At 62.8% G+C, this 20,585-nt stretch carries 17 protein-coding genes; 8 read left to right on the top strand and 9 right to left on the bottom strand.

Annotation, left to right across the window (positions count from 1 at the left end; translation table 11 throughout):
* Nucleotides 1-7: 7 nt before the first annotated feature.
* On the bottom strand, nucleotides 8-724 hold the full coding sequence (locus tag PPGU16_RS20225) for a GntR family transcriptional regulator (protein WP_180724552.1): 717 nt from the start codon (nucleotides 722-724) through the stop codon (nucleotides 8-10).
* A gap of 281 nt (nucleotides 725-1,005) precedes the next feature.
* Here PPGU16_RS20225 and PPGU16_RS20230 point away from each other — a divergent pair, with 281 nt between their 5' ends.
* Nucleotides 1,006-2,496, top strand: coding sequence for an MmgE/PrpD family protein (locus tag PPGU16_RS20230; protein ID WP_180724553.1), 1,491 nt, complete (start codon nucleotides 1,006-1,008; stop codon nucleotides 2,494-2,496).
* Between the two features lie 52 nt (nucleotides 2,497-2,548).
* On the opposite strand, the gene PPGU16_RS20235 is transcribed toward PPGU16_RS20230, so the two are convergent.
* The 3 genes from PPGU16_RS20235 to PPGU16_RS20245 all read right to left on the bottom strand — a co-directional run bounded on the left by PPGU16_RS20235 (nucleotide 2,549) and on the right by PPGU16_RS20245 (nucleotide 4,582).
* On the bottom strand, nucleotides 2,549-3,100 hold the full coding sequence (locus tag PPGU16_RS20235) for a MarR family winged helix-turn-helix transcriptional regulator (RefSeq protein WP_180724554.1): 552 nt from the start codon (nucleotides 3,098-3,100) through the stop codon (nucleotides 2,549-2,551).
* A gap of 148 nt (nucleotides 3,101-3,248) precedes the next feature.
* Entirely contained in the window at nucleotides 3,249-3,635 is a 387-nt protein-coding gene (locus tag PPGU16_RS20240; RefSeq protein ID WP_180724555.1) for a PaaI family thioesterase, read from the bottom strand.
* Nucleotides 3,632-4,582 carry a hydroxymethylglutaryl-CoA lyase gene (locus tag PPGU16_RS20245; RefSeq protein ID WP_180724556.1) on the bottom strand — a complete coding sequence of 317 codons (951 nt, stop codon included), beginning with the start codon at nucleotides 4,580-4,582 and terminating at the stop codon, nucleotides 3,632-3,634. Before PPGU16_RS20245 ends, PPGU16_RS20240 begins: the two co-directional genes overlap by 4 nt.
* 343 nt (nucleotides 4,583-4,925) lie before the next feature.
* Here PPGU16_RS20245 and PPGU16_RS20250 point away from each other — a divergent pair, with 343 nt between their 5' ends.
* The 7 genes from PPGU16_RS20250 to PPGU16_RS20280 all read left to right on the top strand — a co-directional run bounded on the left by PPGU16_RS20250 (nucleotide 4,926) and on the right by PPGU16_RS20280 (nucleotide 13,026).
* Nucleotides 4,926-5,690 carry an enoyl-CoA hydratase/isomerase family protein gene (locus PPGU16_RS20250; RefSeq protein WP_180724557.1) on the top strand — a complete coding sequence of 255 codons (765 nt, stop codon included), beginning with the start codon at nucleotides 4,926-4,928 and terminating at the stop codon, nucleotides 5,688-5,690.
* A complete protein-coding gene (locus PPGU16_RS20255) occupies nucleotides 5,687-6,886 on the top strand; it encodes a CaiB/BaiF CoA transferase family protein (RefSeq protein WP_243460642.1) in 1,200 nt (399 codons plus the stop codon). Before PPGU16_RS20250 ends, PPGU16_RS20255 begins: the two co-directional genes overlap by 4 nt.
* A gap of 34 nt (nucleotides 6,887-6,920) precedes the next feature.
* On the top strand, nucleotides 6,921-7,715 hold the full coding sequence (locus PPGU16_RS20260; RefSeq protein WP_180724558.1) for an enoyl-CoA hydratase/isomerase family protein: 795 nt from the start codon (nucleotides 6,921-6,923) through the stop codon (nucleotides 7,713-7,715).
* A complete protein-coding gene (locus tag PPGU16_RS20265; RefSeq protein WP_180724559.1) occupies nucleotides 7,708-9,378 on the top strand; it encodes an AMP-binding protein in 1,671 nt (556 codons plus the stop codon). Before PPGU16_RS20260 ends, PPGU16_RS20265 begins: the two co-directional genes overlap by 8 nt.
* Nucleotides 9,379-9,438: 60 nt before the next feature.
* Nucleotides 9,439-10,776 (top strand): MFS transporter, encoded by a 1,338-nt coding sequence (locus tag PPGU16_RS20270; protein ID WP_180724560.1) that lies wholly within the window; start codon nucleotides 9,439-9,441, stop codon nucleotides 10,774-10,776.
* Nucleotides 10,777-10,852: 76 nt separating this feature from the next.
* The gene (locus tag PPGU16_RS20275) at nucleotides 10,853-11,803 is read left to right on the top strand and encodes an NAD(P)H-dependent flavin oxidoreductase (RefSeq protein ID WP_197986849.1); all 951 of its coding nucleotides are present in this window, start codon (nucleotides 10,853-10,855) and stop codon (nucleotides 11,801-11,803) included.
* Between the two features lie 98 nt (nucleotides 11,804-11,901).
* Nucleotides 11,902-13,026 carry a porin gene (locus PPGU16_RS20280; protein WP_180724562.1) on the top strand — a complete coding sequence of 375 codons (1,125 nt, stop codon included), beginning with the start codon at nucleotides 11,902-11,904 and terminating at the stop codon, nucleotides 13,024-13,026.
* Nucleotides 13,027-13,376: 350 nt separating this feature from the next.
* Here the strand turns inward: PPGU16_RS20280 and PPGU16_RS20285 are convergent, their stop codons facing one another.
* The 5 genes from PPGU16_RS20285 to PPGU16_RS20305 form a co-directional block, all read right to left on the bottom strand.
* The gene (locus tag PPGU16_RS20285) at nucleotides 13,377-14,063 is read right to left on the bottom strand and encodes a DUF2459 domain-containing protein (RefSeq protein WP_243460643.1); all 687 of its coding nucleotides are present in this window, start codon (nucleotides 14,061-14,063) and stop codon (nucleotides 13,377-13,379) included.
* Between the two features lie 163 nt (nucleotides 14,064-14,226).
* Entirely contained in the window at nucleotides 14,227-15,408 is a 1,182-nt protein-coding gene (locus PPGU16_RS20290; protein WP_180724564.1) for a porin, read from the bottom strand.
* A 154-nt stretch (nucleotides 15,409-15,562) separates the two neighbouring features.
* The gene (locus tag PPGU16_RS20295; RefSeq protein WP_180724565.1) at nucleotides 15,563-15,964 is read right to left on the bottom strand and encodes a hypothetical protein; all 402 of its coding nucleotides are present in this window, start codon (nucleotides 15,962-15,964) and stop codon (nucleotides 15,563-15,565) included.
* A gap of 194 nt (nucleotides 15,965-16,158) precedes the next feature.
* Nucleotides 16,159-16,410: a hypothetical protein gene (locus tag PPGU16_RS20300; RefSeq protein ID WP_180724566.1), complete on the bottom strand. Its 252-nt coding sequence runs from the start codon at nucleotides 16,408-16,410 to the stop codon at nucleotides 16,159-16,161.
* 323 nt (nucleotides 16,411-16,733) lie between these two features.
* Nucleotides 16,734-20,585, bottom strand: a complete 3,852-nt coding sequence (locus PPGU16_RS20305; protein WP_180724567.1) for a WD40 repeat domain-containing protein — start codon at nucleotides 20,583-20,585, stop codon at nucleotides 16,734-16,736.

The following is a 20,585-nucleotide window of genomic DNA, read 5'->3' on the forward strand; positions in this document are numbered from 1 at the left end:
ACGTTGACTACCGCTCTTCAGCCGCGCTGCTATCTACGCCGACGGGCATCGACTCCCACGCCTGTTCGATCGCCTGAAGCGCGCTGAACACGATCGACCGGTTCAGCGCCGCGGCCAGCACGCCGTCTCGCTCGGCATAGGCTTCGCACAGGCGCTGATGGTCGGAGCACGAACGCTGCAAACGCCCCGGCAACGACGTACTCAAACGGCGCAGACGGTTGGTCCGCATGCGCATCGAATCCAGCACTTCCTTGAAGATGCCGTTGCCGCACACCCGAAGTTCTTCGTCGCGGAATGCGACATTTGCCCAGAAATAGCCGTCGACGTCGCCTTGCGAGGCGGCCTCTGCAAGATGGCCATGGGCACGCCATAGCGCTTCGATGTCCGCGTCGGTGGCGCGTTCGGCGATGGCCGTCGATACCTGCGCGTAAAGAATCGCGCGCAACTGATAGATCTCGCGCACGTCCACCAGCTTGAGAGCCGACACCCGTGGACGTCTGCGCGGCGACCAGTCGACCAGTCCTTCGCGACTCAACGCGAACAGCGCTTCGCGCACCGGCGTGCGGCTGACGTTGAACCGTTTCGCGAGATCGACGGAGTTCAGATCGTCGCCCGGCGAAAGACGCCCTTCGATGATGCCGCGCGCCACCCAGTCGACGATCTCACCGACACGCGACGATTCACCCTCTTCCTCGAGCTTGCTTCTGTCGACATTCTGATTCACCGCAGTTCCCCTTACGTCCGGGATCGCCGGCCCGGTTTCCGGCCGATTCTAGCAAACGGCCCTTGTTTCGACGGCGTGCCGCAAGCTGCCGCGCTTGCCTCGGCCCACCCTCAAAGTGTGCACACTACGTGTTATGCACCTTGCGAAAACGTGTCTTCCGTCATTAAAATAGTCAAAGTGTCGACACTTTACCCGTTTCAGATCATGGCACGACGACCGGAGAGACACGCATGTCCCGGTAGCCAGCCGCACCGAATAACAAACCTGAAGGAGACAATCCGATGTCCGTCATCGACCGACGACGCTTTCTGAAAACCAGTGCCGTTGGAGCTTTGGCATCGGCGGCCGCCAGCAAGGCAGTATTCGCCGACTCGCCCGATACAGCCAACACGGCTTCCGCGCCTATGCCCGCCAGCAGCACGAATGCACGCCCGCCGAAAGTCACACGCATCCTCGCGGAGTACATCGTCAAGACGGACTACCAGGATCTGCCCGCGGCCGCCCGCAAAGAAGGCGTGCGAACCTTGATGAACTGGGTCGGCGTGGCTGTCGGCGGTTCGCACGACGAGACGGTGAACCGCGCGGTCGCCGCGCTCACGCCGTTCTCGGGGCCGCCGCAGGCCAACCTGCTGGGCCGCAGCGAGCGCTTCGACATCATGAACGCGGCGTTCATCAACGGCGTCAGCAGCCATATCTTCGACTACGACGACACGCATCTGAAGACGATCATTCACCCGGCGGGGCCCGTCGCCTCCGCCATTCTGGCGTACGCGCAATACCATCCCGTGTCGGGCAAGGACTTTCTGAATGCGCTCGTGCTCGGCGTCGAAACGGAATTGCGGATCGGCAATGCGGTGTATCCCAATCACTACGATGTCGGCTGGCACATCACGGGCACCTGCGGCGTATTCGGCTCGGCGGCGGCAACGGGCAAGCTGATGGGGCTAAGCGTTCAGCAGATGGTGTGGGCGTTGGGTCTCGCGGCGTCGCAGCCGGTCGGCTTGCGCGAATCGTTTGGCTCGATGAACAAGAGCTTCAACCCGGGGCGCGCCGCTGCGAACGGCATCTTCGCGGCCCTGCTGGCCGCAAAGGACTACACCAGTTCGGATGGCATGATCGAAGCGAAACGGGGTTGGGCGAACACCATCAGCACCAAACAGGACTACCGCGAAATCACCGAAGGGCTGGGCACGCATTACGAATCGACGCTGAACACCTACAAGCCGTTTGCCTGCGGCATCGTCATTCATCCTTCCATCGACGCGGCAATCCAGCTTCGCAATCAATATCATCTGACGGCCGACCAGATCGACCATATCGACCTTCGCGTGCATCCGCTCGTCATCGAACTGACGGGCAAGAAGACGCCGCAGATCGGGCTCGAAGGCAAGTTCAGCATCTATCATGCGGTCGCGATTGCCGTGATCGACGGCGCGGGCGGCGAAAAGCAGTTCAGCGACGCGAAAGTGCGCGACCCGGTGACGGTTGCCTTGCGCGACAAGGTGAACGCAATCATCGACCCCGCGATCAAGCCGGAGCAGGTCGACATGACCATCACGCTCAAGGATGGCCGCAAGCTGCACAAGTTCATTCAGCATGCGATCGGCAGCACCGAGGTGCCGATGACCGATCAGCAACTCGAAAAGAAGTTTGCCGATCTCGCTGATGGCATTCTGTCGCCAACGCAAACTCGCGCCTTGATCGACAAGTGCTGGCACGTCGAGCAACTGGCCAGCGCGGGAGATATCGCATTGGCCGCGCTGCCGCAGTAGCTGATCGACACGTCGAACGCCTGAAACAGGGCGTTCGTCGCCTTGCCTGAAATCAATCCTTCGCGGATCGCAGTTCCGCTTCCTCGCGCTCCTGATCGAGCATCGCGCGGGCCTGGTGCGTCAGCTTTTCCAGTATGCCCGGCAACAGGTCCCGCTCCGCCCGCGTCAGGCATGAAAGCAGGCGTGCGTTGCGCTCCTCGGCAACCGGGAACACCTGCGAAACGAGCGCCTTTCCGCTTTTGGTCAGCGTGATGATGACGCCACGGCCATCGGACGCATCGGCTTCCCGTGCGAGCAGGCCGCGCTCTTCGAGGCTGCGCACCGTGCGGCTCGCCAGCCCTCGATCGAACTGCGCATGTTCGGCGAGGCGGTTCATCGACATGCCTCGCTTGCCGTGCAGCAGAGCGATACAGCGCCATTCGTTCATCGTGAGACCGAACCGGAGTTCATACGCACTCGACGAACCCTTGGTGTAGATGTTCGAGAGTTGGCGCAACTGAAACGAGACCAGGTCGCGCAAATCACCCAACGCAGCCTGACTCTCGGCATGCGAGCCCGCGCTCTCACCTGGCTGCCCTCTTCCTTTTTTAATCGTCGTTCCCACATTTCCTCCGCCGGACTTCGCTCAACGCGGCTGTGCGCAACTTACATGACAACGTCACGCATTTTAGCAGAAGGGCCTGCCTGGTCCGCGTCCGTGTGAGGCCGATACGACGCGGAGGGATTCGGAGATCGACGGACTCACGCGGTTGTTAAACGGCACCAGGCGCAACGGCAAAAACCGCGCTCGCTGTCGCGACCACGTCGTCATCGCCGTTACGCGCTTCGGCTTCGCAGAACGCGAGCGTACGGCCGCAGCGGCGCACCCGCGCATGCACGGCAATGCGGCCGCGCGCGGGCTTCAGGTAGTTGACGGTGAGGCTGGCGGTGCCGAGATTGTCGACGCGGCCACTCGTGCGCACGGCCATTCCCATCGACGTATCGAGCAGCGCGGCGAGCAGGCCGCCGTGCGCGTTGCCATGGCGGTTCGCATGACGCGCCCGAACGTAGCAGGCGAGCGTTGTCCAGCCTTCGCCGTGATCGACCAGTTCGAAACCCTGATCGAGGCAAAACTCCGATTCGATTGCGAGCGTGCTCATGTGGCGCTCGCCTGCGCGACGCTGCGCGTGAGTAACGGATTCAGACCCGTACGCGCGACCCGGCTCGCGAGCGTGCGGCCCAGCGCGTTTTCGCAAGCCCCGGAGGCTTCCATCATCGCGGCGAGGTCGATGCCCGTGTCCACACCCATGGTTTCCAGCACGTTCACGAAATCTTCGGTGCACACGTTGCCCGTCACGCCACCGCCGTACTTGACCTTGGCGGGGTGACCGCCCACGCCGCCGAACGCCACGTCGTAATGACGCACGCCTGCCTCGAACGCGGCGAGGTAATTGACGATGCCGGTACCCCGCGTATCGTGGAAATGCGCGATGGCGTGTACGTCGGGGAACACACGCAACATCTCGCGAAAGAGGCGTTGCGTAGCGGCTTGCGTCGCAACGCCGATCGTGTCGCCAAGCGTCACGTGGCGCACGCCGAGCGTCGCAAAGCGCTCCACATCGGCGAGCACACTTGCCTCGTCGATCTCGCCTTCGAATGGACAGCCAAATGCAACCGAGATCGTGCCGATCATACGAAAGCGCCCTCGTGCGGCAGTCGCCATCGCTTCGATGCGCGTCCACTGATCCGCGCGCGACTGCTTCAGGTTGCGAAGCGAGTGTGCCTCGCTCGCCGAAACCAGCAGACTGATTTCGTTTGCGCCAAAGCCTGCATCGAGATCCGTCAGCGCGCGCTCGACCGCGCGGACGTTTGCGCACGTCGCCTTGTAGTACACGCCATCGATGCGCGGCAATGCCTCCAGCACCGCGCTCGCGTCCGCGAACTGCGGGACGACGGTCGGGTTGGAATACGACGTGGCTTCCACCCGAGCAAATCCGGCCCGCGCAAAGCGATCGATCAACTCGACCTTTTGCGCTGTCGGGATGAATCCGGTTTCATGCTGGAGCCCGTCGCGGGCGAAACATTCACACAGTGTCAGGTCGGACATGGTTCGCGGTGTATCGAAGATAGTTGACTTTCGGGAAAATCAAAACATTATTGTGATTCATTGTCAACTAAATATCGCGATACTTTCGTCGCACCAATCCCGTCATGTGGCGCCGAAAATTCTCACTCAACTTATTGTTTTATATAGATTTTAACTCAACATTCCCGACTGCGATGCCGATCAGGAAATCAGCAAAAAGCGCCGTATCAATGAACCGCATGCGTGACAACTGCTTGTCACAATCACGCATATTTGTTTGACTTCGTCACGCATCCTGTTTTACTCTTGATCTATCGCGCCGCCACAGCAGGCGCATTCAGTCATCATCTTCGCAAGGCCGTATATGACGATCTCCCCTTGCCTCCTCGTTGAAGACCGCGCCGGCGTGCGCGTGCTGACGATGAGCCGCCCCGAGAAGCGCAACGCGCTCAACAACGAACTTACGCAGTCGCTGCTCGACGCCCTGCAGTCCGCGGACCGTGACCCTTCCGTTAAGGCGCTGGTGCTCGCCGGCGCGGGCAAGGCATTTTGCGCGGGCGCCGACATCAACGAATTCGGCGGCTTCGTCAACACGGGCGACTCCGTGAACGCCGCGCAAGCCGCGCTGAATCGCGCGCACCTCACCACCAATCTGCATCGCGTGTTCTCGCAGATCAGCAAACCCGTCATCGGCGCGGCGCAAGGCTATGCGATGGGCGGCGGCGCAGGGCTCGCGCTTGCCTGCGACATGCTGGTGGCGGGCGAGACCCTGAAGCTCGGCTATCCGGAACTGAAGCACGGCATCGTGGCCGCTATCGTGATGGCGAACCTCGTACGCCAGGTAGGCCGCAAGACGGCTTTCGAACTGGTCTCGCTGGGCGAGCCAGTGGATGCGCTGCGCGCGCTGTCGCTGGGGCTCGCCAATCGCGTCGTTTCCGACGACTCCCTGATCGACACCGCCGTCGGCATTGCCGAACGCCTCGCGTCCTTCGATGCGCCTGCCATGGCGGCTACCAAGCGGCTGTTCCATCGCGTGGCCGATCTCTCGCTGCAACAGGCACTCGACGCATCGCTCGACACGAACCTGATGATGCGCAGCTTCCGTCAGAACCGGGCGGAGCAGCAATGACCACGACGCCGATCAAGCCGCTCGCCAACGTCACGGTGGTCGAGCTTGCGCGTGTGCTCGCCTGCCCGTTCGCGGACATGATCCTGGCCGAACTGGGCGCCACCGTCATCAAGATCGAGCAACCGGGCGGCGGCGACGAAACGCGCAGCTTCGAGCCGCAAGTCGGCGACGAATCGGCGTATTTCTTCGCCTGCAACCGCGGCAAGCAATCGGTGACGGCGAATCTCAAGACCGAGGCCGGGCGGCGCATCGTGCGCGACCTGACGCAGAGCGCCGACATCTTCATCGAGAACTTCCCCGTGGGGTCGCTGGCGCGCTACGGTCTCGATCACACGGCATTGCGTGCCGCGAACGAGCGGCTCATTTACGTGTCGTGCACCGGCTTCGGCCAAACAGGTCCATACGCCGCGCGCAAAGGCTACGACACCGTTTTCCAGGCGATGGGCGGCCTGATGAGCCTGACGGGCGAGCGCGGCGGCGGCCCCGTCAAACCCGGTTTGCCCATCGCCGATCTGACCTCGGGCATGTGGATCGCGATCGGTCTGCTGTCCGCGCTCAATGGCCGGGCGCTCACGGGTCAAGGCTGTCATATCGACTTCTCGATGCTCGACGGTCAGGTGAGTCTGCTCACGCTCGCGGCGGGTCGCTACTTTGCGCTGGGCGAAGTGCCGCCGCGACTCGGCACCGAGCATCCGGGCCGCGTGCCGTCGGCCACGTTCGCATGCAGCGACGGCGCGTTCGTCCACATCACATGCAGCGATCAGCACTGGCTGCCGCTTTGCCAACTGCTTGGACTCGACGCGCTCGCCAGCGACGCGACGCTCGCCACCAACGCGGGACGCGTGGCGCATCGTGAACGTGTGATGAGCACGCTGACGCAAGCCATTTCAGGCTGGACGCGAAAGGCATTGTGCGAAGCCTGCGATGCCGCGGGCGTGCCGGCGGGACCGATTCAGAACGTCGCCGAAGTGCTCGCCGATCCGCATGTGAACGCGCGCGGCATGGTGAGCGCGTTCGAACATCCGTCTATCGGCACGTTCGGCGCATTGCCGCTGCCCTTCAAGTTCGACGGTTTCGCCGACCCGCAGGTCGCGCGGCCGCCGCTGCTCGGCGAGCACACGGAACAGGTGTTGCGCGAACGGCTGGGATACGACGAAGCGCACATTGCGGCGCTGCGCCGCGACGGCGCGATCTGATGCTGTGCACGAGATACGACATCAAGGGAACACGATGACACATGACGAAACGTTGATCGTCGAGCGCCGCGAAGGCGTGGCCGAGATCATCCTGAACCGGCCGGCGCAGCGCAACGCGCTGAACGCGGCCATGTGCGACGCACTGCGCGCCGCCGCCGTCACGCTGCGTGACGACGATGCGATCCGCTGCGTGATCGTGCGCGCCAACGGCCCGGTATTCTGCGCGGGTGCGGACCTGAAAGAGCGCAAGGAGATGGGCATCGACGAAGTCCGCGCACGCCGCCTCAAGGCATTCGCCGCGTACGATGCAATCGAGAAAATCGGCAAACCATGCATCGCGCTGGTGGAAGGCGCGGCCGTGGGCTCCGGCGGCGAGATCGCAATGGCGTGCGATTTCATCATCGCAACCGAAAACGCGAGCTTTCGCACGCCGGAAGCGCTGTGGGGCACGGTTGGCGCGACGCAGCGCCTGCCGCGCGCGGTGGGCAAGCGGCTCGCGAAAGACATGGCCTACACGGGCCGCACGCTTTCCGTGCAGGAGGCGCTGCAGGCGGGACTCGTCTCGCGCATCGTCTCGGCCGCTGAAGCCTTGACCACCATCCGGCAGATGGCAAGCGATATCGCCGCCGCCCCGCCGCTCGCGATGCGTCTCACACGCGATTGCATCGACCGGGGTGTGGAAAGCGACCCGGCAGGCGCGCTGGCGATCGAAATGCTCGCCATCGACACCTTGCTGCAAACGTCGGACTGGAAGCAGTCTATTTCGACCTTCGGCGAGAACACGGAACGTGCCGTACAGCAAGATCAGAACGGAGCCCGCCATGCGTGACGACACTCACGGTGCCGGTTGGGCCAACTTTGCTGAGCGCTTCGGCCTCAAGCAGCCGGTGACGCTGCCCGCTACGCTCGCGGCGCGCGCCGCTGCGACGCCTGACGCGGAAGCGCTCGTCATCGACGGACAGCGCATCGACTATCGCACGCTGCATGAACGCGTGCAAAGCGCGGCGGCGCGGATGATCGCGGCAGGCGTCGAACATGGCGAGCACGTCGGCATCCTGATGGGCAACTCCATCGACTGGGTGGTGCTCTTCTATGCAGCGGCGTCGATCGGCGCAGTCACGGTGCCCGTGAATACGCGCTTCAAGCTCGACGAACTGAACTACTGCCTGAAACAAGGCGACGTGCGTGTGCTGTTCTACGTCGATACGTTTCTCAATATCGATTACACGCGCTTGCTGCGTGACGTCGAACCCGGGTTCGACCTCGCGTTGCCGGGCAATGTCCTGCCGCTATTGCGCCGCGCCGTGCTGATGGGCGACAGCGAACGTGCGCTGCCTGCGGGCGTCGAACGTTTCGATACGCTCGCGGATACGCCCGACACGCGCGCCGAGGCCGCCGCACGCGCGCAACGCGTGAGCCCTGACGATATCCTGCTGATTCAATACACGTCCGGCACCACGTCGTTTCCGAAGGGTGTGTTGCTGCGACATCGCAACATGCTGATGAACGCGGCGGCATCGGCGCTGCGCATCGGCGTGCGGCCCGACGACCGCTATTTCAGCGTGCGCCCGTTCTTTCACGTCGCGGGCACGACCATGTCGCTGCTCGTCGCGCTCGTCTCCGGTGCGTGTCTGCTGTCGGTGCCGTCATTCGACGTCGCCAGGGTGCTGACCATTCTCGACGAAGAGCGCTGCACGCTCACGTCCGGCAACGACACGATCTTCCTGATGATGATGGGCCACCCCGAGTTCAGGCGCGAGCGGATTCATCTGCGCGGCGGCTGGGCAGCGGCAGGACCGGAAATCATGCAGAAGATCCACGACGTCATGGGCGTGAAGCACATGGTGGGCGCTTACGGGCAATCGGAAGCGTCGCCCAACGTGGTGCTCAACGACTGGCGCGATCCACTCGAATTGCGTGTCGCAGGCTGGGCCGCGCCGCATCCGGGCATCGAGATCCGTACCGTATCGACGGAAACGGGTGACGTACTGCCCGCCGACATGCCGGGAGAAATCCAGGTGCGCGGCTGGGGCGTGATGAAGGGCTACTACAACAAGCCGCAGGAAACCGCGAACGCATTCAGCGACGATGGCTGGCTGCGTACGGGCGACCTCGGCGTGATCGACGGCGAAGGACGCATGCGCATGCTCGGGCGGCTGAAGGACGTGTTCCGCGTCGGCGGCGAGAACGTCGCGCCCGCCGAAGTCGAGGAAACGCTGTTCGCGCACCCCGCCGTGCAGCTCGCGCAGGTCGTCGGCGTGCCCGATGCGCGGCTGGGCGAAGTGGCCGCTGCATTCGTGGTGCTGCGCGCGGGCACGCAGGCGTCGAGCGAAGAACTCATCGAATGGTGCAAGGGACGCTGCGCGAACTTCAAGGTGCCGCGTTATTTGCGGCTCGTGCAGTCGTTCGACGACATCGGTATGACGGGCAGTTCCAAGGTTCAGAAAAACAAGCTGCGCGATTACGCGATCCGCGAATTCGGCCTGACGTGATGCGCCGGGAACCGCGGCGTCGACGCGCCGCGGTTCGGCCAAAACCCAATGGAGGAGACAATGACAACGTGCGCATCTGACGCCGTGGGACTTTTGCGTCCCAACGAAGCCGTCAGCGAATCGACATACCGGAAGATCAGCCGGCGCATTCTGCCGCTACTGTTTCTGTGCTACATCATCAATTACATCGACCGCGTGAACATCGGCATTGCGCAGATTCAGTTCAAGGCCGATCTGCATTTCAGCGATCTCGTGTACGGCATCGGCGCGGGTCTGTTCTTCGTCGGCTTTCTGCTGTTCGAGGTGCCGAGCAATCTGCTGCTCGCGAAGATGGGCGCGCGAAAGACGTTGTTGCGCATCATGGTGCTGTGGGGCACCGTATCGAGCGCGACCATGTTCGTCAGCACGCCCGCCGAGTTCTATATCGCGCGCATGTTGCTGGGCGTGGCGGAGGCCGGGTTCTTTCCCGGCATCATCCTGTACCTGAGCTACTGGTTTCCCGCCGCCCGACGCGCGCGCGTCACGGCACTGTCGTTCATCGCCATTCCCGTCGCGACGATGATCGGCGCGCCCATCTCCGGATGGATCATGCGCAGCTTTCACAGCGTCAACGGGCTCGCCGGCTGGCAATGGATGTTCCTGCTCGAAGGGCTGCCTGCGATTCTGCTCGGCGTCGTCGTATATTTCCGTCTCGAGGACCGGCCTGAGGGCGCATCGTGGCTCACGCCCGAGGAGAAAGCCAGTCTCGTCGGCCTGCTCGATGCCGAACGGCGTCAACGCGCGACGCATGGACATGGCGGCATGCTGTCGGCGCTGCGCGACTGGCGCGTGTTCGTCGCGGGCCTCGTGTCGTTCTGCGCTTATGTGCTCGCGAGTACCATCGCGTTCTTCTCGCCGATGGTCATCCAGGCGAGCGGTGTGCACGATCCATTCCGCGTCGGCCTGTTTGCCGCTATTCCAGCCGTCGCGGGCATCGTCATGATGGTGATCGTGAGCCGCCACTCGGATCGTACGCGGGAGCGCCGCTGGCACGCCGCCATTCCGCTGATGATCGCCGCCGCGAGTCTGATCGCCCTGCCCTTTGCGCGCGGCGACCTGGCGCTCGCCGTCGCGTTGCTCGCGATTGCCACATCGGGGCATCTCTCCAGTCTGTCCGTGTTCTGGACCATTCCGTCGACGTATCTCGCGTCCTCCAGCGCGGCGGCGGGCATCGCGCTCGTGAGCAGCATCGGCTCGCTCGGCGGGCTGGTGGGACCGAGCATGATTGGATATGTGAAGTCCGTGTCGGGCAGTCTCACGCTTGGCATCCAGCTCGCAGGATGCGTGATGCTGGCAGGCGGCATCGGCCTGTTGATCGGCATTCCTGCGCGCCTGCTCGCGGTGGACAAGGCCGCATGAACTCTGCCCTTCGATTGACCTCGCACGTATTGATCACCTCGCGCGTTGCGCACACCAGAACAGAAAGGACATGACGATGATGTCGACTCGACTCACCCGGATGCTGAACATCGAGTATCCGATCATTCAGGCCGGGATGAGCTGGGCGTCGTCCAATGCAGCGCTGCCCGCCGCGGTGAGCAATGCGGGCGGCCTGGGCGTCATCGCCGCCGGCCCGATGTACCTCGATGCGTTCCGCGACGCCGTGCGCGAAGTGAAGCGGGCGGTGAACGGCAAGCCTTTCGGTGTGAATCTTCCGCTGTACCGTCCGGAGGCGGAGCGCTTTCTCGATGTGATCGAAGATGAACGCGTACCCGTCCTGTTCGCATCGCAAGGCGGGCCGAAGGCGCATCTCGTGCGCTTCCAGAGCATCGGGACGCGCTGGGTCCATGTCGTCTCCACACTCGAGCATGCGCGCAAGGCGGCATCGGCCGGGGTCGATGCGCTCGTCGTGGTAGGCGCCGAAGCAGGCGGGCATCCGCCTGCCAATGGCGTGAGCACGCTCGTCGCCGTGCGGCGTGCCGTGCAGGCCTTTCCTTCGATGCCGATCATTGCGGGCGGTGGCGTCGCCGATGGTTTCGGCATCGCCGCCCTGCTCGCGCTCGGCGCTGACGCGGTGCAATTGGGCACGCGCTTCATCGCCACGCGTGAAGCGGGCGTGCATGAGAACTACAAGCGCGCGGTGCTGCAAACCGAGATCGATGGCACGGTGCTGGTCGGTGTGCGCAAACTGCCCGTGCGCATGACGAAGAACCGCTTCGCCGACGACGTGCTTCACGCCGACCAGCATGAAGCCGACGACGATGCGTACCACGCGCTTTTCATGAGCAGCACGCTCAAACAGGCGGCGCTCGACGGCGACATCGAACGTGGCAAGGTCGAACTGGGGCAGTCTGCTGGCCTCATCGACGATCTGCCTGGTGCCGCGGATGTGGTGATGCGTCTCGTCGATGAGTATCGGAGTGCGGTCGGGCGTCTGATCGGCTGATCGCTGCAGTAGCGTCTTCGGGCTTTTCTATTTTTCCTGTCGGCCCGATGACTTTCAATTATTTCGGATATCTAATCAAAACAACGGAGACTCAAGCAATGAAATACGTGTGCGCGCCTGCGGCTGCACTTCTCTTTTCCTGCGCGGCTCACGCGCAAAGCAGCGTGACGCTTTACGGGCTGATCGACACAGCGCTGTCATGGCAGACGCATCAGGTCGGCTCGACGGCCTCGAATGGTCGCGCCACTTCGAGCGGAAGCTCGGTTGCGCTCGGTCCCGGCTTCTTCAACGGTTCACGCTGGGGCTTGTTCGGCACAGAAGACCTGGGCGGAGGAACGTCGGCGATCTTTCGCCTCGAGTCTGGCTTCAATCCGACGACGGGCGTCTCGCTGCAAGGCAGCCGGGAATTCGGACGACAGGCTTATGTCGGCCTCAAGGGAAACTTCGGGCAATTGACGCTCGGGCGGCAGTACAGCTTGCCGTTCGAGACGCTCTTGCCTTATGACATCATCGGCTGGGCCAACTCGGCGGCCTCGGATGTCTGGGTGCAGCAGTTTGCAGGATCGCGGCTCGACAATACGGCCAAGTACACGCTCAACGTGCAGAAGTGGAAGTTTGCCGCGGCCTACTCGTTCGGCGGACAGGCGGGCAGCGTGTCGCATGGTTCGACCTATTCAGTCGGGCTCAACTATCAGGGCGACGTTTTTTCTGCAGGACTCACCGCCCAGCAGGCCAAGGATCTCGCCGGCAACAAGCAATCGAATCTCGGTGCGGGTGCATTGTATGTGACGGGTCCTGTGACCGTGAGCGCCTATTACCTGTACACCCGCCGCGACGGCAGATTCACACCCACCGCCGGACAGGATTTCTCCCCGACCTATGGCTCCTATGCGCAGCTCTACACGAATCCGGGTAACACCAACATCGGCACGAGCAGCGAGGCACGCACCGATCACGTCTTCCAGCTGGGCACGACCTGGCAGGCGACGCCCGCGCTGCAGTTCAAGGCCGCGGCGATCTATGACCTGGGCCGACATGTGAATGCGAATGGCGAAGGGGGAAACAAGCTCTCGGCCTTCCTGACGGGCGATTACCTGCTGTCGAAGCGGACGGATGTTTATCTGGCGGGCGCGTATAGCACGGTGAGCAGCGCGTTCAACGGTCCCTACGCGGGGTATGACGATAGCGCATCGGTGACGCTGGGGCTTCGGCATCGGTTCTGAGACTGGCGACTGACGCGGCGCTCGACCAGGGCGCTTGCGGGAAGTGACGAGCGCTCGTCAATCGCATGAGCCCCCTTCGACCGATATCGCACATACCGCACTTGACGAGAACGGTGCGGCCGCGCATGCGAGACCTATCAGTTGTTACCTATACTCCAGAAAGGCGAGGTTCCGGACGCCCGCATCGGCACCCGCCCGACCTGACCTGGAGACCGTCATGGCAAGGTTCAGATTCATTGCGTGCTCGCTGGCATTGCTGCCTCTGCTGACCCTGACCGGCTGCATCTCGTTGAGCAGCAGCGACTCCTCGCCTCAGCCGAACTCTCACACGGTTGTCGTGCCTGCGGGTTCTACGGTGGTATGCACGCCCGGTCCGTGCCAGTGACGGTGCCGGGGTGCTGGCAGGCGGCGACGTCGCGCGCCTGTCGGAACACGGTGCTGGCAAACAGGATCGCGCCGTCCACCGGTAGTTGCGCAGACCGCAGCGCGTCGGCGATCCAGGTATTGCAGGTGTAGTAGCCCGCGTAGTTCGCCGAGGCCCCGAAGTACCGGCTGCCGGCATAGGGGCCGTCGCCGAGTTGCACGGGGCGCGCCAGCTTGTCGCGCTGCACCGACTGGTCGAGGTAGGCGGCGAGACCTGCCTTGCCGGCCGCGGCCACCTGCAGCGTGACCACCTTGTCTGCGCCGTACGCCGCGACGGGTGTGTCGCGCAGCACGGTCATCAGGATCGCGCCGGGGCCGGGCCACAGGGCCGACAGCGTCGCCAGGATGCTGTGCTCCCGCGTCATCGCGTATTCACGTTCGCCGAAGCCGAAGCACAGATAGGTGGCGCCGACGAAGTCCTGCGCCAGCCAGACCTGCAGGTCCGGCACGTCCCGCACCTGCACGCAGACATCCGTATGCCAGCCGCGCTCGACCACATCGATCGTGGTCACCGGCGGTCCGCTGGCGGGCGTGAGCGGAACGGTCGAACAGGCGGCAAGAAAGGCCGCGTGGGTGAGCGCGGCTCCCGTCAGCCATCCGACCGTTCGCGTCATAGGGGTTTGATGATGGGCGTCGCGCATCCCGGAAGTGTAATCGGCGCGGGCGCGGATGAGTTCCTACGCAACCGCCAGGACACTCGGGCAACAGGCATTCGACGGACCACCACAAATCCATGGTGACGATGCTCTGTCAGGCAATTCGGTCTTTCCTGGGGCATCAGAAGCGATGCCGCAAGCCCACGGTTGCCTCAATCTGATTGCTGGTGGATGCCGGCGCGGTGACGCCGTTGATCCATGCCACGCCCAAGGGCGAAGTGCCGCTTGGGCTCACGCGTTGCCACGCGCCCTGAAGGTAGGCATCGGTGCGCCGCGACAAGCGGTAGTCGGCCATCGCACTCACCTGATTCCAATGGGGGATGCCGCCGCCTCCGTTTCCGCCTGCGCGCGAATAGGTGTAGGCGCCCGACACTTCGACCGCCGGCGTCAGCGCATAGCGGAAGTTGCCCTCGAAGTTCTGGAAAGTTCCACTTAGCCCGGTCTGAAAGAATTGCGCGAGCTTGCTGTGCGAGTACACGAAACCCGCCACCGCCGGGCCAAAGGTGTAGTTCACCCCGGCGCCAAAGGTCTTCTGACTGCCGGCCAGTACGCCTAAGGGTACAGAGGTCGGCGAGAGCGCACCCTGCAGGGACGAGCCGGTTGTATCGGTGACTGCGCCACTCGTGTTCAACTGTCCCGGCGTGCGCGCAGAACTGTTGAGCTGGAGATAACCAGCACCGAAGTTCAGCGCTCCCCATACATAGGACATACCAAAGCTATAGGCGCGATTGTTCGTGAATCCACCCGCCTGATTGGAAAAACCGTACAGCGCACCGAACTTCAGGCCACCAAAATCCGGGCTCATGTACTTCACCGAGTTATTTATCTGGAACGAATCGTTCAGGTTGTCATTGTCTAGCGGATGCGCGAAATGCGTACCGCCGAACTCCGTACCCGTCAATGAAAGTGGCGCGACAAAATCGACCATGCCGTCGGTTTGACGGCCTAGCGTGAGCGCGCCGTATTCGCGGCTCGACAAGCCGACGTAGGCTTGTCGATTGAAAATGCGATTGTTCGACGAGAACTGCCCGTTGTTCAGGTTGAAGCCGCTCTCCAGGACGAAGACGGCTTTCAGCCCCGCGCCGAGGTCTTCAGCCCCTCGCAAGCCCCAGCGACTGTACTGAACCGCACCGCTCGTCATCTCCCAGTTGCTGTGTCCGCCACCCGTCCCGCTGATCTGACTGTTCGTGTAGGTGAGACCCGCGTCGATCAGCCCGTATAGCGTGACACTGCTTTGCGCATGCGCTGCCACGCTGGCCAGGGTGATCATCGTCGTCGCGCCGGTTATAAGTAACTTGTTCATTTTTGCCTCAGCCTGAGACCGGGAGAAACAACACGCGAATGACCGACAAATGCGATTCGTTCTTTCTTTGAGTTCTCAACTATTTCGACAACTGTTCCCAATGCATCGGACGACTCGGAAGTCCGTGACTATTTGCAGTGCGATATGACGTCACCTATTTTTCGGCTTTGGACAAAGCGCATTCGCCGGTGGGTACAACGCCACTGGTGTTCTTGAAAGTCAGCGCGATCCTGCTGCCGCGATTGGCCGTGATGATCTGCCCGTAACTGACGGTCGGAATAAACTGAATGTCGGGCGCCACGGCCACGGGTGGATTTCTTGCCCCGTCCACGGTCAGGTCGAGTTCGACGGTAATCGATTCCATTGCGACGCCCCAGTCCTTTCCGCGCGCCGCCTGTTCCTTCTTGAAGTTGCAAAGCCCCGTCATCACCTGCTCCAATGCGGTGGGAATATCGACGGGTTTTCCCGGGGGAATGGGTGGCGTGTTGCAACCAAGAAGCACAAAAGGTACGACAACGAGAGCAAGGTGGGCGCGCATCACGATCCCCTGATTCATGAAATAATCACGAAGCTTCGTTGCAACACAAGCATTTAATGCCTTTGCTCATGAACCGGCGGCCGGTTCTCGACAGGCTGAACATTCAAGCAATTCGCCGCCTGGCGGACACATCGCGGTCTCTTGCTGTCACGCGATATGCCGTGAAAGCCGCACGAGATAAACGGTAATCGTCACAGCGTCAAACAAACGGTTCAGTCGTGCGCTTCACTGCTGATGCGCTCGTCCGACATCGTATTGCCGAAGGTCACTCCGCCAGCTTGCTGAGCGAACAGGCCGTTCGCCCCTTGCAATTGGGAAATTAGCGGCAAGCCAATTGCCCCATCTTCGATGTGTCTGGAAACGGAGGTTGGCTCGATCTCCGCGGGCGGTGATGGTGCCCCCGATGCGCCGAAAAGAAATGCAGTCGACGTAGTGAAAATTGCGGCCAATAAGAGAAATTCCATGGGATTGCCTTACCGGGTCTGGTAGGCCGTGCCCGCGAGCGGGCTGGCGTCCGCTTTCTCCTGCACAACTATCTGACACGCTTCAATGTCAAGCGATGATCTGCTTTTACAGATTCATCCACTCTCCCAAGAAGTGTAGCCATCAAAAGGACGCCTGAAGGCGGCATCGGTAAAAAAGCAAAATCGTCTCATTTAATTTGCTTTCTACCGGATATCTTCCACAAAGAAGACGATTCAGTTCTTACGCCAGTTACGAACAAAGGATCTTCACCGATACCATTCGGCTTTACCCCACACGGAATGACCACAACCGTATATCCCTCTCAATGACAAGCCGGCTTTGGCGCAGGCAACGCCGCACACGTCTTGCGATAAGGCGCCCCCGACATGAACTGTCGCCACTCCGCACAATCGAGATTGCGATTCGCGATCGCGCAAGCATCCGTCAGCATCGACTCGCTGTCCCAGTTGCGCAACGACACAGTCTGATCCTCATGCAACACAGCCACACGACGTCCGCCCGGACTGATATCGACGCTCGACACAGTGCCGCCCGCGGCACGCAGCCTGGCCAGTTGGCTCCCCTTGCGGAGATCCCACACGTGGCGTTCCCCCTTCGCGTCACCGCTGACGAGCGCCTCGCCGTTGCCAATGAATACCAGCCGGTCAACCGGGCCGTCATGAGGGCCGAATTTGGCCACAGTTTGACCGCTTTCGACGTCGTGCAGAATCGCCATCTGATCGTCGCCCCCCGATACGAGCCGCTTGCCGTCCGGGCTGAATGCCAGCTGACGTACGCTCTCCTTGTGCGGATCAGGCAATTCGATCATGGGCTTTTGCGACCCGAAGCGGAACAGGCGCACGACGCCATCGTCGCCCGCCACCGCCAGCACCCGGCCGTCGGGACTGAACGCGACGACTTCCGAGCCACGCTTCCCGGACAGCACAGTTTCGCGTCCCGCTGCCGTTATCTCGTACACATGGATCGACCCGTCGGACAGCGTGATCGCAAGACGCCGGTTGTCCCAACTTATCGCAAAGCGCTCGACGTCGGCCTCCGCCGGCTTCTGAAGCTGCCGAAGAACATGGCCGGTCATATCCAGTACATCGACGGTGCCGTTGGCGCGCTGAATAGCGAGAAGCGAACCGTCAGGACTGAACTCGGCGCGAAGCATGCCGCTTTCGCTACGCAATTGCATGGCATCGTCGGGATTCCAGAAATCGGCGATATCGGTGCCTGCCGGAACGGTCGCCAGCACCTTGCCGCTGCGGTTGAATTCCACTTCCTCGGCGTAGTACAGGGATTTGCCGGACCGCAATACAGACCCCGGCGCGAGCGACCATATGGTGTACAGCGTCTCCTGCTGGTCGACCTGGTAAGCGACGGTGTCGCCGTTCGGCGAAAACTGAAAGCCGGCAACGCGCTGTCCTTGCCTCGTCTTGACTCGCGCCCGGCCGCCGTTGGTAGGCTGAATCATCTCCTCACCGCTGGCCAGGGCCGTGGCCAGCCACCGGCCGTCCGGACTCAACGACATGCGAACGGCTCTGCCGCTTTCATGACGTATCGTGCCGATCTTCTGCAGCGGTTGGATCTTCCACACGCTTGTCGCCTGGGCACCCCGAAGCGCGAAAAAGCCGCCGCGCGGTTCGAAGACTGCTTGTAATTCGCCTGCGTCTGCGTCCAATGTTCCGATGACCGTGTCGGTCGATTCGTCGCGAAGCTCGACGACGCGCTTGCCATCGGGGTTAGTGTGAAGCAAGGCATCGAAGCGGCAGTCGGGCGTGCGCGCGAGCAAGGGCCGTGTGGCCCTGGGCGACGGTGCCGTGCCCGTGACGGGCAGCGGCGCAGCGACGATGCTATTTCCGAAACCATAGAGCAGCGTGGCGTCTTCGCGGTCGAACCCGAGACATTGACCGTCGCCGCTGCCGACGCGCTTCAACACCGCATCACCCGGTTGGCCGGGCATCGTCCACACGTAGACCTGCGAGCTGCTGCCAACCGCAACGAACTGGCCACGATGACTGACGACGATCCTTCTGATCTCGCGGGCATCGCGGACCGTGACACGCCCGATTTCCTTCGCATCGCGCACTTGCCAGGCGATGACGTTACCCTTTGCATCGGCGGATACGAGACGTGATGCGCCCTGGTCGTATGCCAACGCCCGCACGGCAGCGTCATGCCCTCTCCAGCGCCTCAGCACGGTCCACGTCGTCATATCCAGATCGATGACGTCGCCGCCGTCGGTACCCATCGCCATCCGCTTGCCGTCAGCGCTGGTTGCCGACGCGGTCACCTTATCGCCGATCCGCAGCATTTTGTGCACGCCTTCGTCGGCAATCAGCCGCGCCAGTTGCGCAAGCTGCGCATCCAGCCGCAAGGGGTCCGCGTGGCTGGCTTCGGCACCCAGCAGCAGCGCGCGATCGGGATGCTCCGCGTCCTCGGAACTGGCATTGGCGATCACGCCGGAGATCATCGCCTCGCGCGTCAGTTGCCCGGCATGCGTGGTGGCTTCGTCTGCCCGCTTCTGCTGGATAGCTGCCAACGCGGCATCTTTCGCTGCGACCGCCTGCGCCTCTTTCGCACGACGATCGGCCTCGGCTGCGGAGTCGCCCATCTTTTGCAACTCCACTGCCGCCTGCTTCATCTTTTCCTGGGCTTCCTCGATTGCGAGCTTCGCCTGAATCGATTTCTCGGTCTCCTTGACCAACTGCTGCTTCGCGGCGACAGCATCGTTCTGCGCCGTACGCGCACGGTCTCGTTGCACCGTCGCTTCGTATGCGGCGTACGCCGCAACGAGCAGCAAAGCCACTGCGAACACGAAGCCAGCGCCGACCCACATTGCGTTGCGGCGGTTACGCCGCTGTATCTCCAGCGCCTCACGCACGCGCGCCGCGGCAGCCGCCGCCGCTTCACGGGCCTGCCGCGCATCGCGACTGTCCTTGACGACGCGCGTCAGCACATCATGGGTGAGTTCGAGCCTGCGAACGCCGAAACGGTCATCGACGCGCAGCAGCCGGCCGGCCACCAGCCGCTCGATGTCGGCGCGCGAGATACCGGGCAGCACGAGCGCATCCTCGAGCGCATAGCTGTCGCGGTGGCCAGCGGCCGTGATCAGCTCATCCTCGATAAACACACGCACACGCGGGTCGACATCTCGCAGCGAGCGCTCATAGAAATCGACGAGAATCTCGCGCTCGGCGCTGGCTACCAGTTCGGCACCGATGTGATCGCTACCCTGTGCGATACGACGCAAATTGAGTTCGCTGCAGATCACGCTCAGAAGCGCGGGATCGACCTCCATCCGGCTATAGTCGTCTGGCGAAGGCGCTTCGGCGCGATTGCGCCACGCCAGACCGATGATGCACTCGGCCACCGCCGGCGCCACGAGCGCACTGCCGCTGTCGACCACCGCACGGGCCTGGTAGCCGTCCATCGGCAACAGGCGGTAGCGGTTGCGCATGAGCGACGGGATGCTCCCGCGCAAGCCTTCCACGTCCGCCAGGAAGTCTTCGCGAAAGCTCAGCACGACCTTGCAATCCCGGCGGCCGAAATCGATGCGCTCCGCGGGTACCGTGCCGGCATCGAGCGCTTGACGCAACGCTTCCGGCGGGCGGTTTTCGATCAGGTCCGAAAGCTCGTTGACGAAGCCGGCAGCGCGGCGGCGCGTCTCTTCGTCGACCTGGCCGAGCGTGAACAGCTCTTCGAACTGATCGAAAACCAGCACGGGTATCACGGCCCGGTTGCGCGTGTTCCAGAACCCGGCACCGGCGCGATGAAAGTGTTCCCACAACGACGCCCCCGGCAACGGCTCCGTTGCGTCGACGCCAGCGGCACTGCAAGCGGCGGCGAGCGCCTGCCAGACCTGGTCGCGCAGCGGCAATGCGGCGCCGTGCGCGAGACGTATCATCACGGGCACGTGCAGGTTCTCGCGCAATCGCGGAAACAGCCCCGCATTGAGCAGCGAAGTCTTTCCCAGCCCCGAGCGGCCGAACAGGACGGTCAGCACTTCACGGCGCACCAGCCGCGCAAGTTCTTCGCCCTCGTTCTCGCGACCGCGAAAGAAGTATTGATCGGCCTCGGTGAACGACGCGAGGCCGGGCCAGGGGCGCGACGGCGTCAGCGCATCCGTCGACAGCTTTTCGTCCCCGGGCTCGACAGCGTCATCTGCCAT

It is taken from the genome of Paraburkholderia largidicola (assembly GCF_013426895.1).
Lineage (GTDB): Bacteria > Pseudomonadota > Gammaproteobacteria > Burkholderiales > Burkholderiaceae > Paraburkholderia > Paraburkholderia largidicola.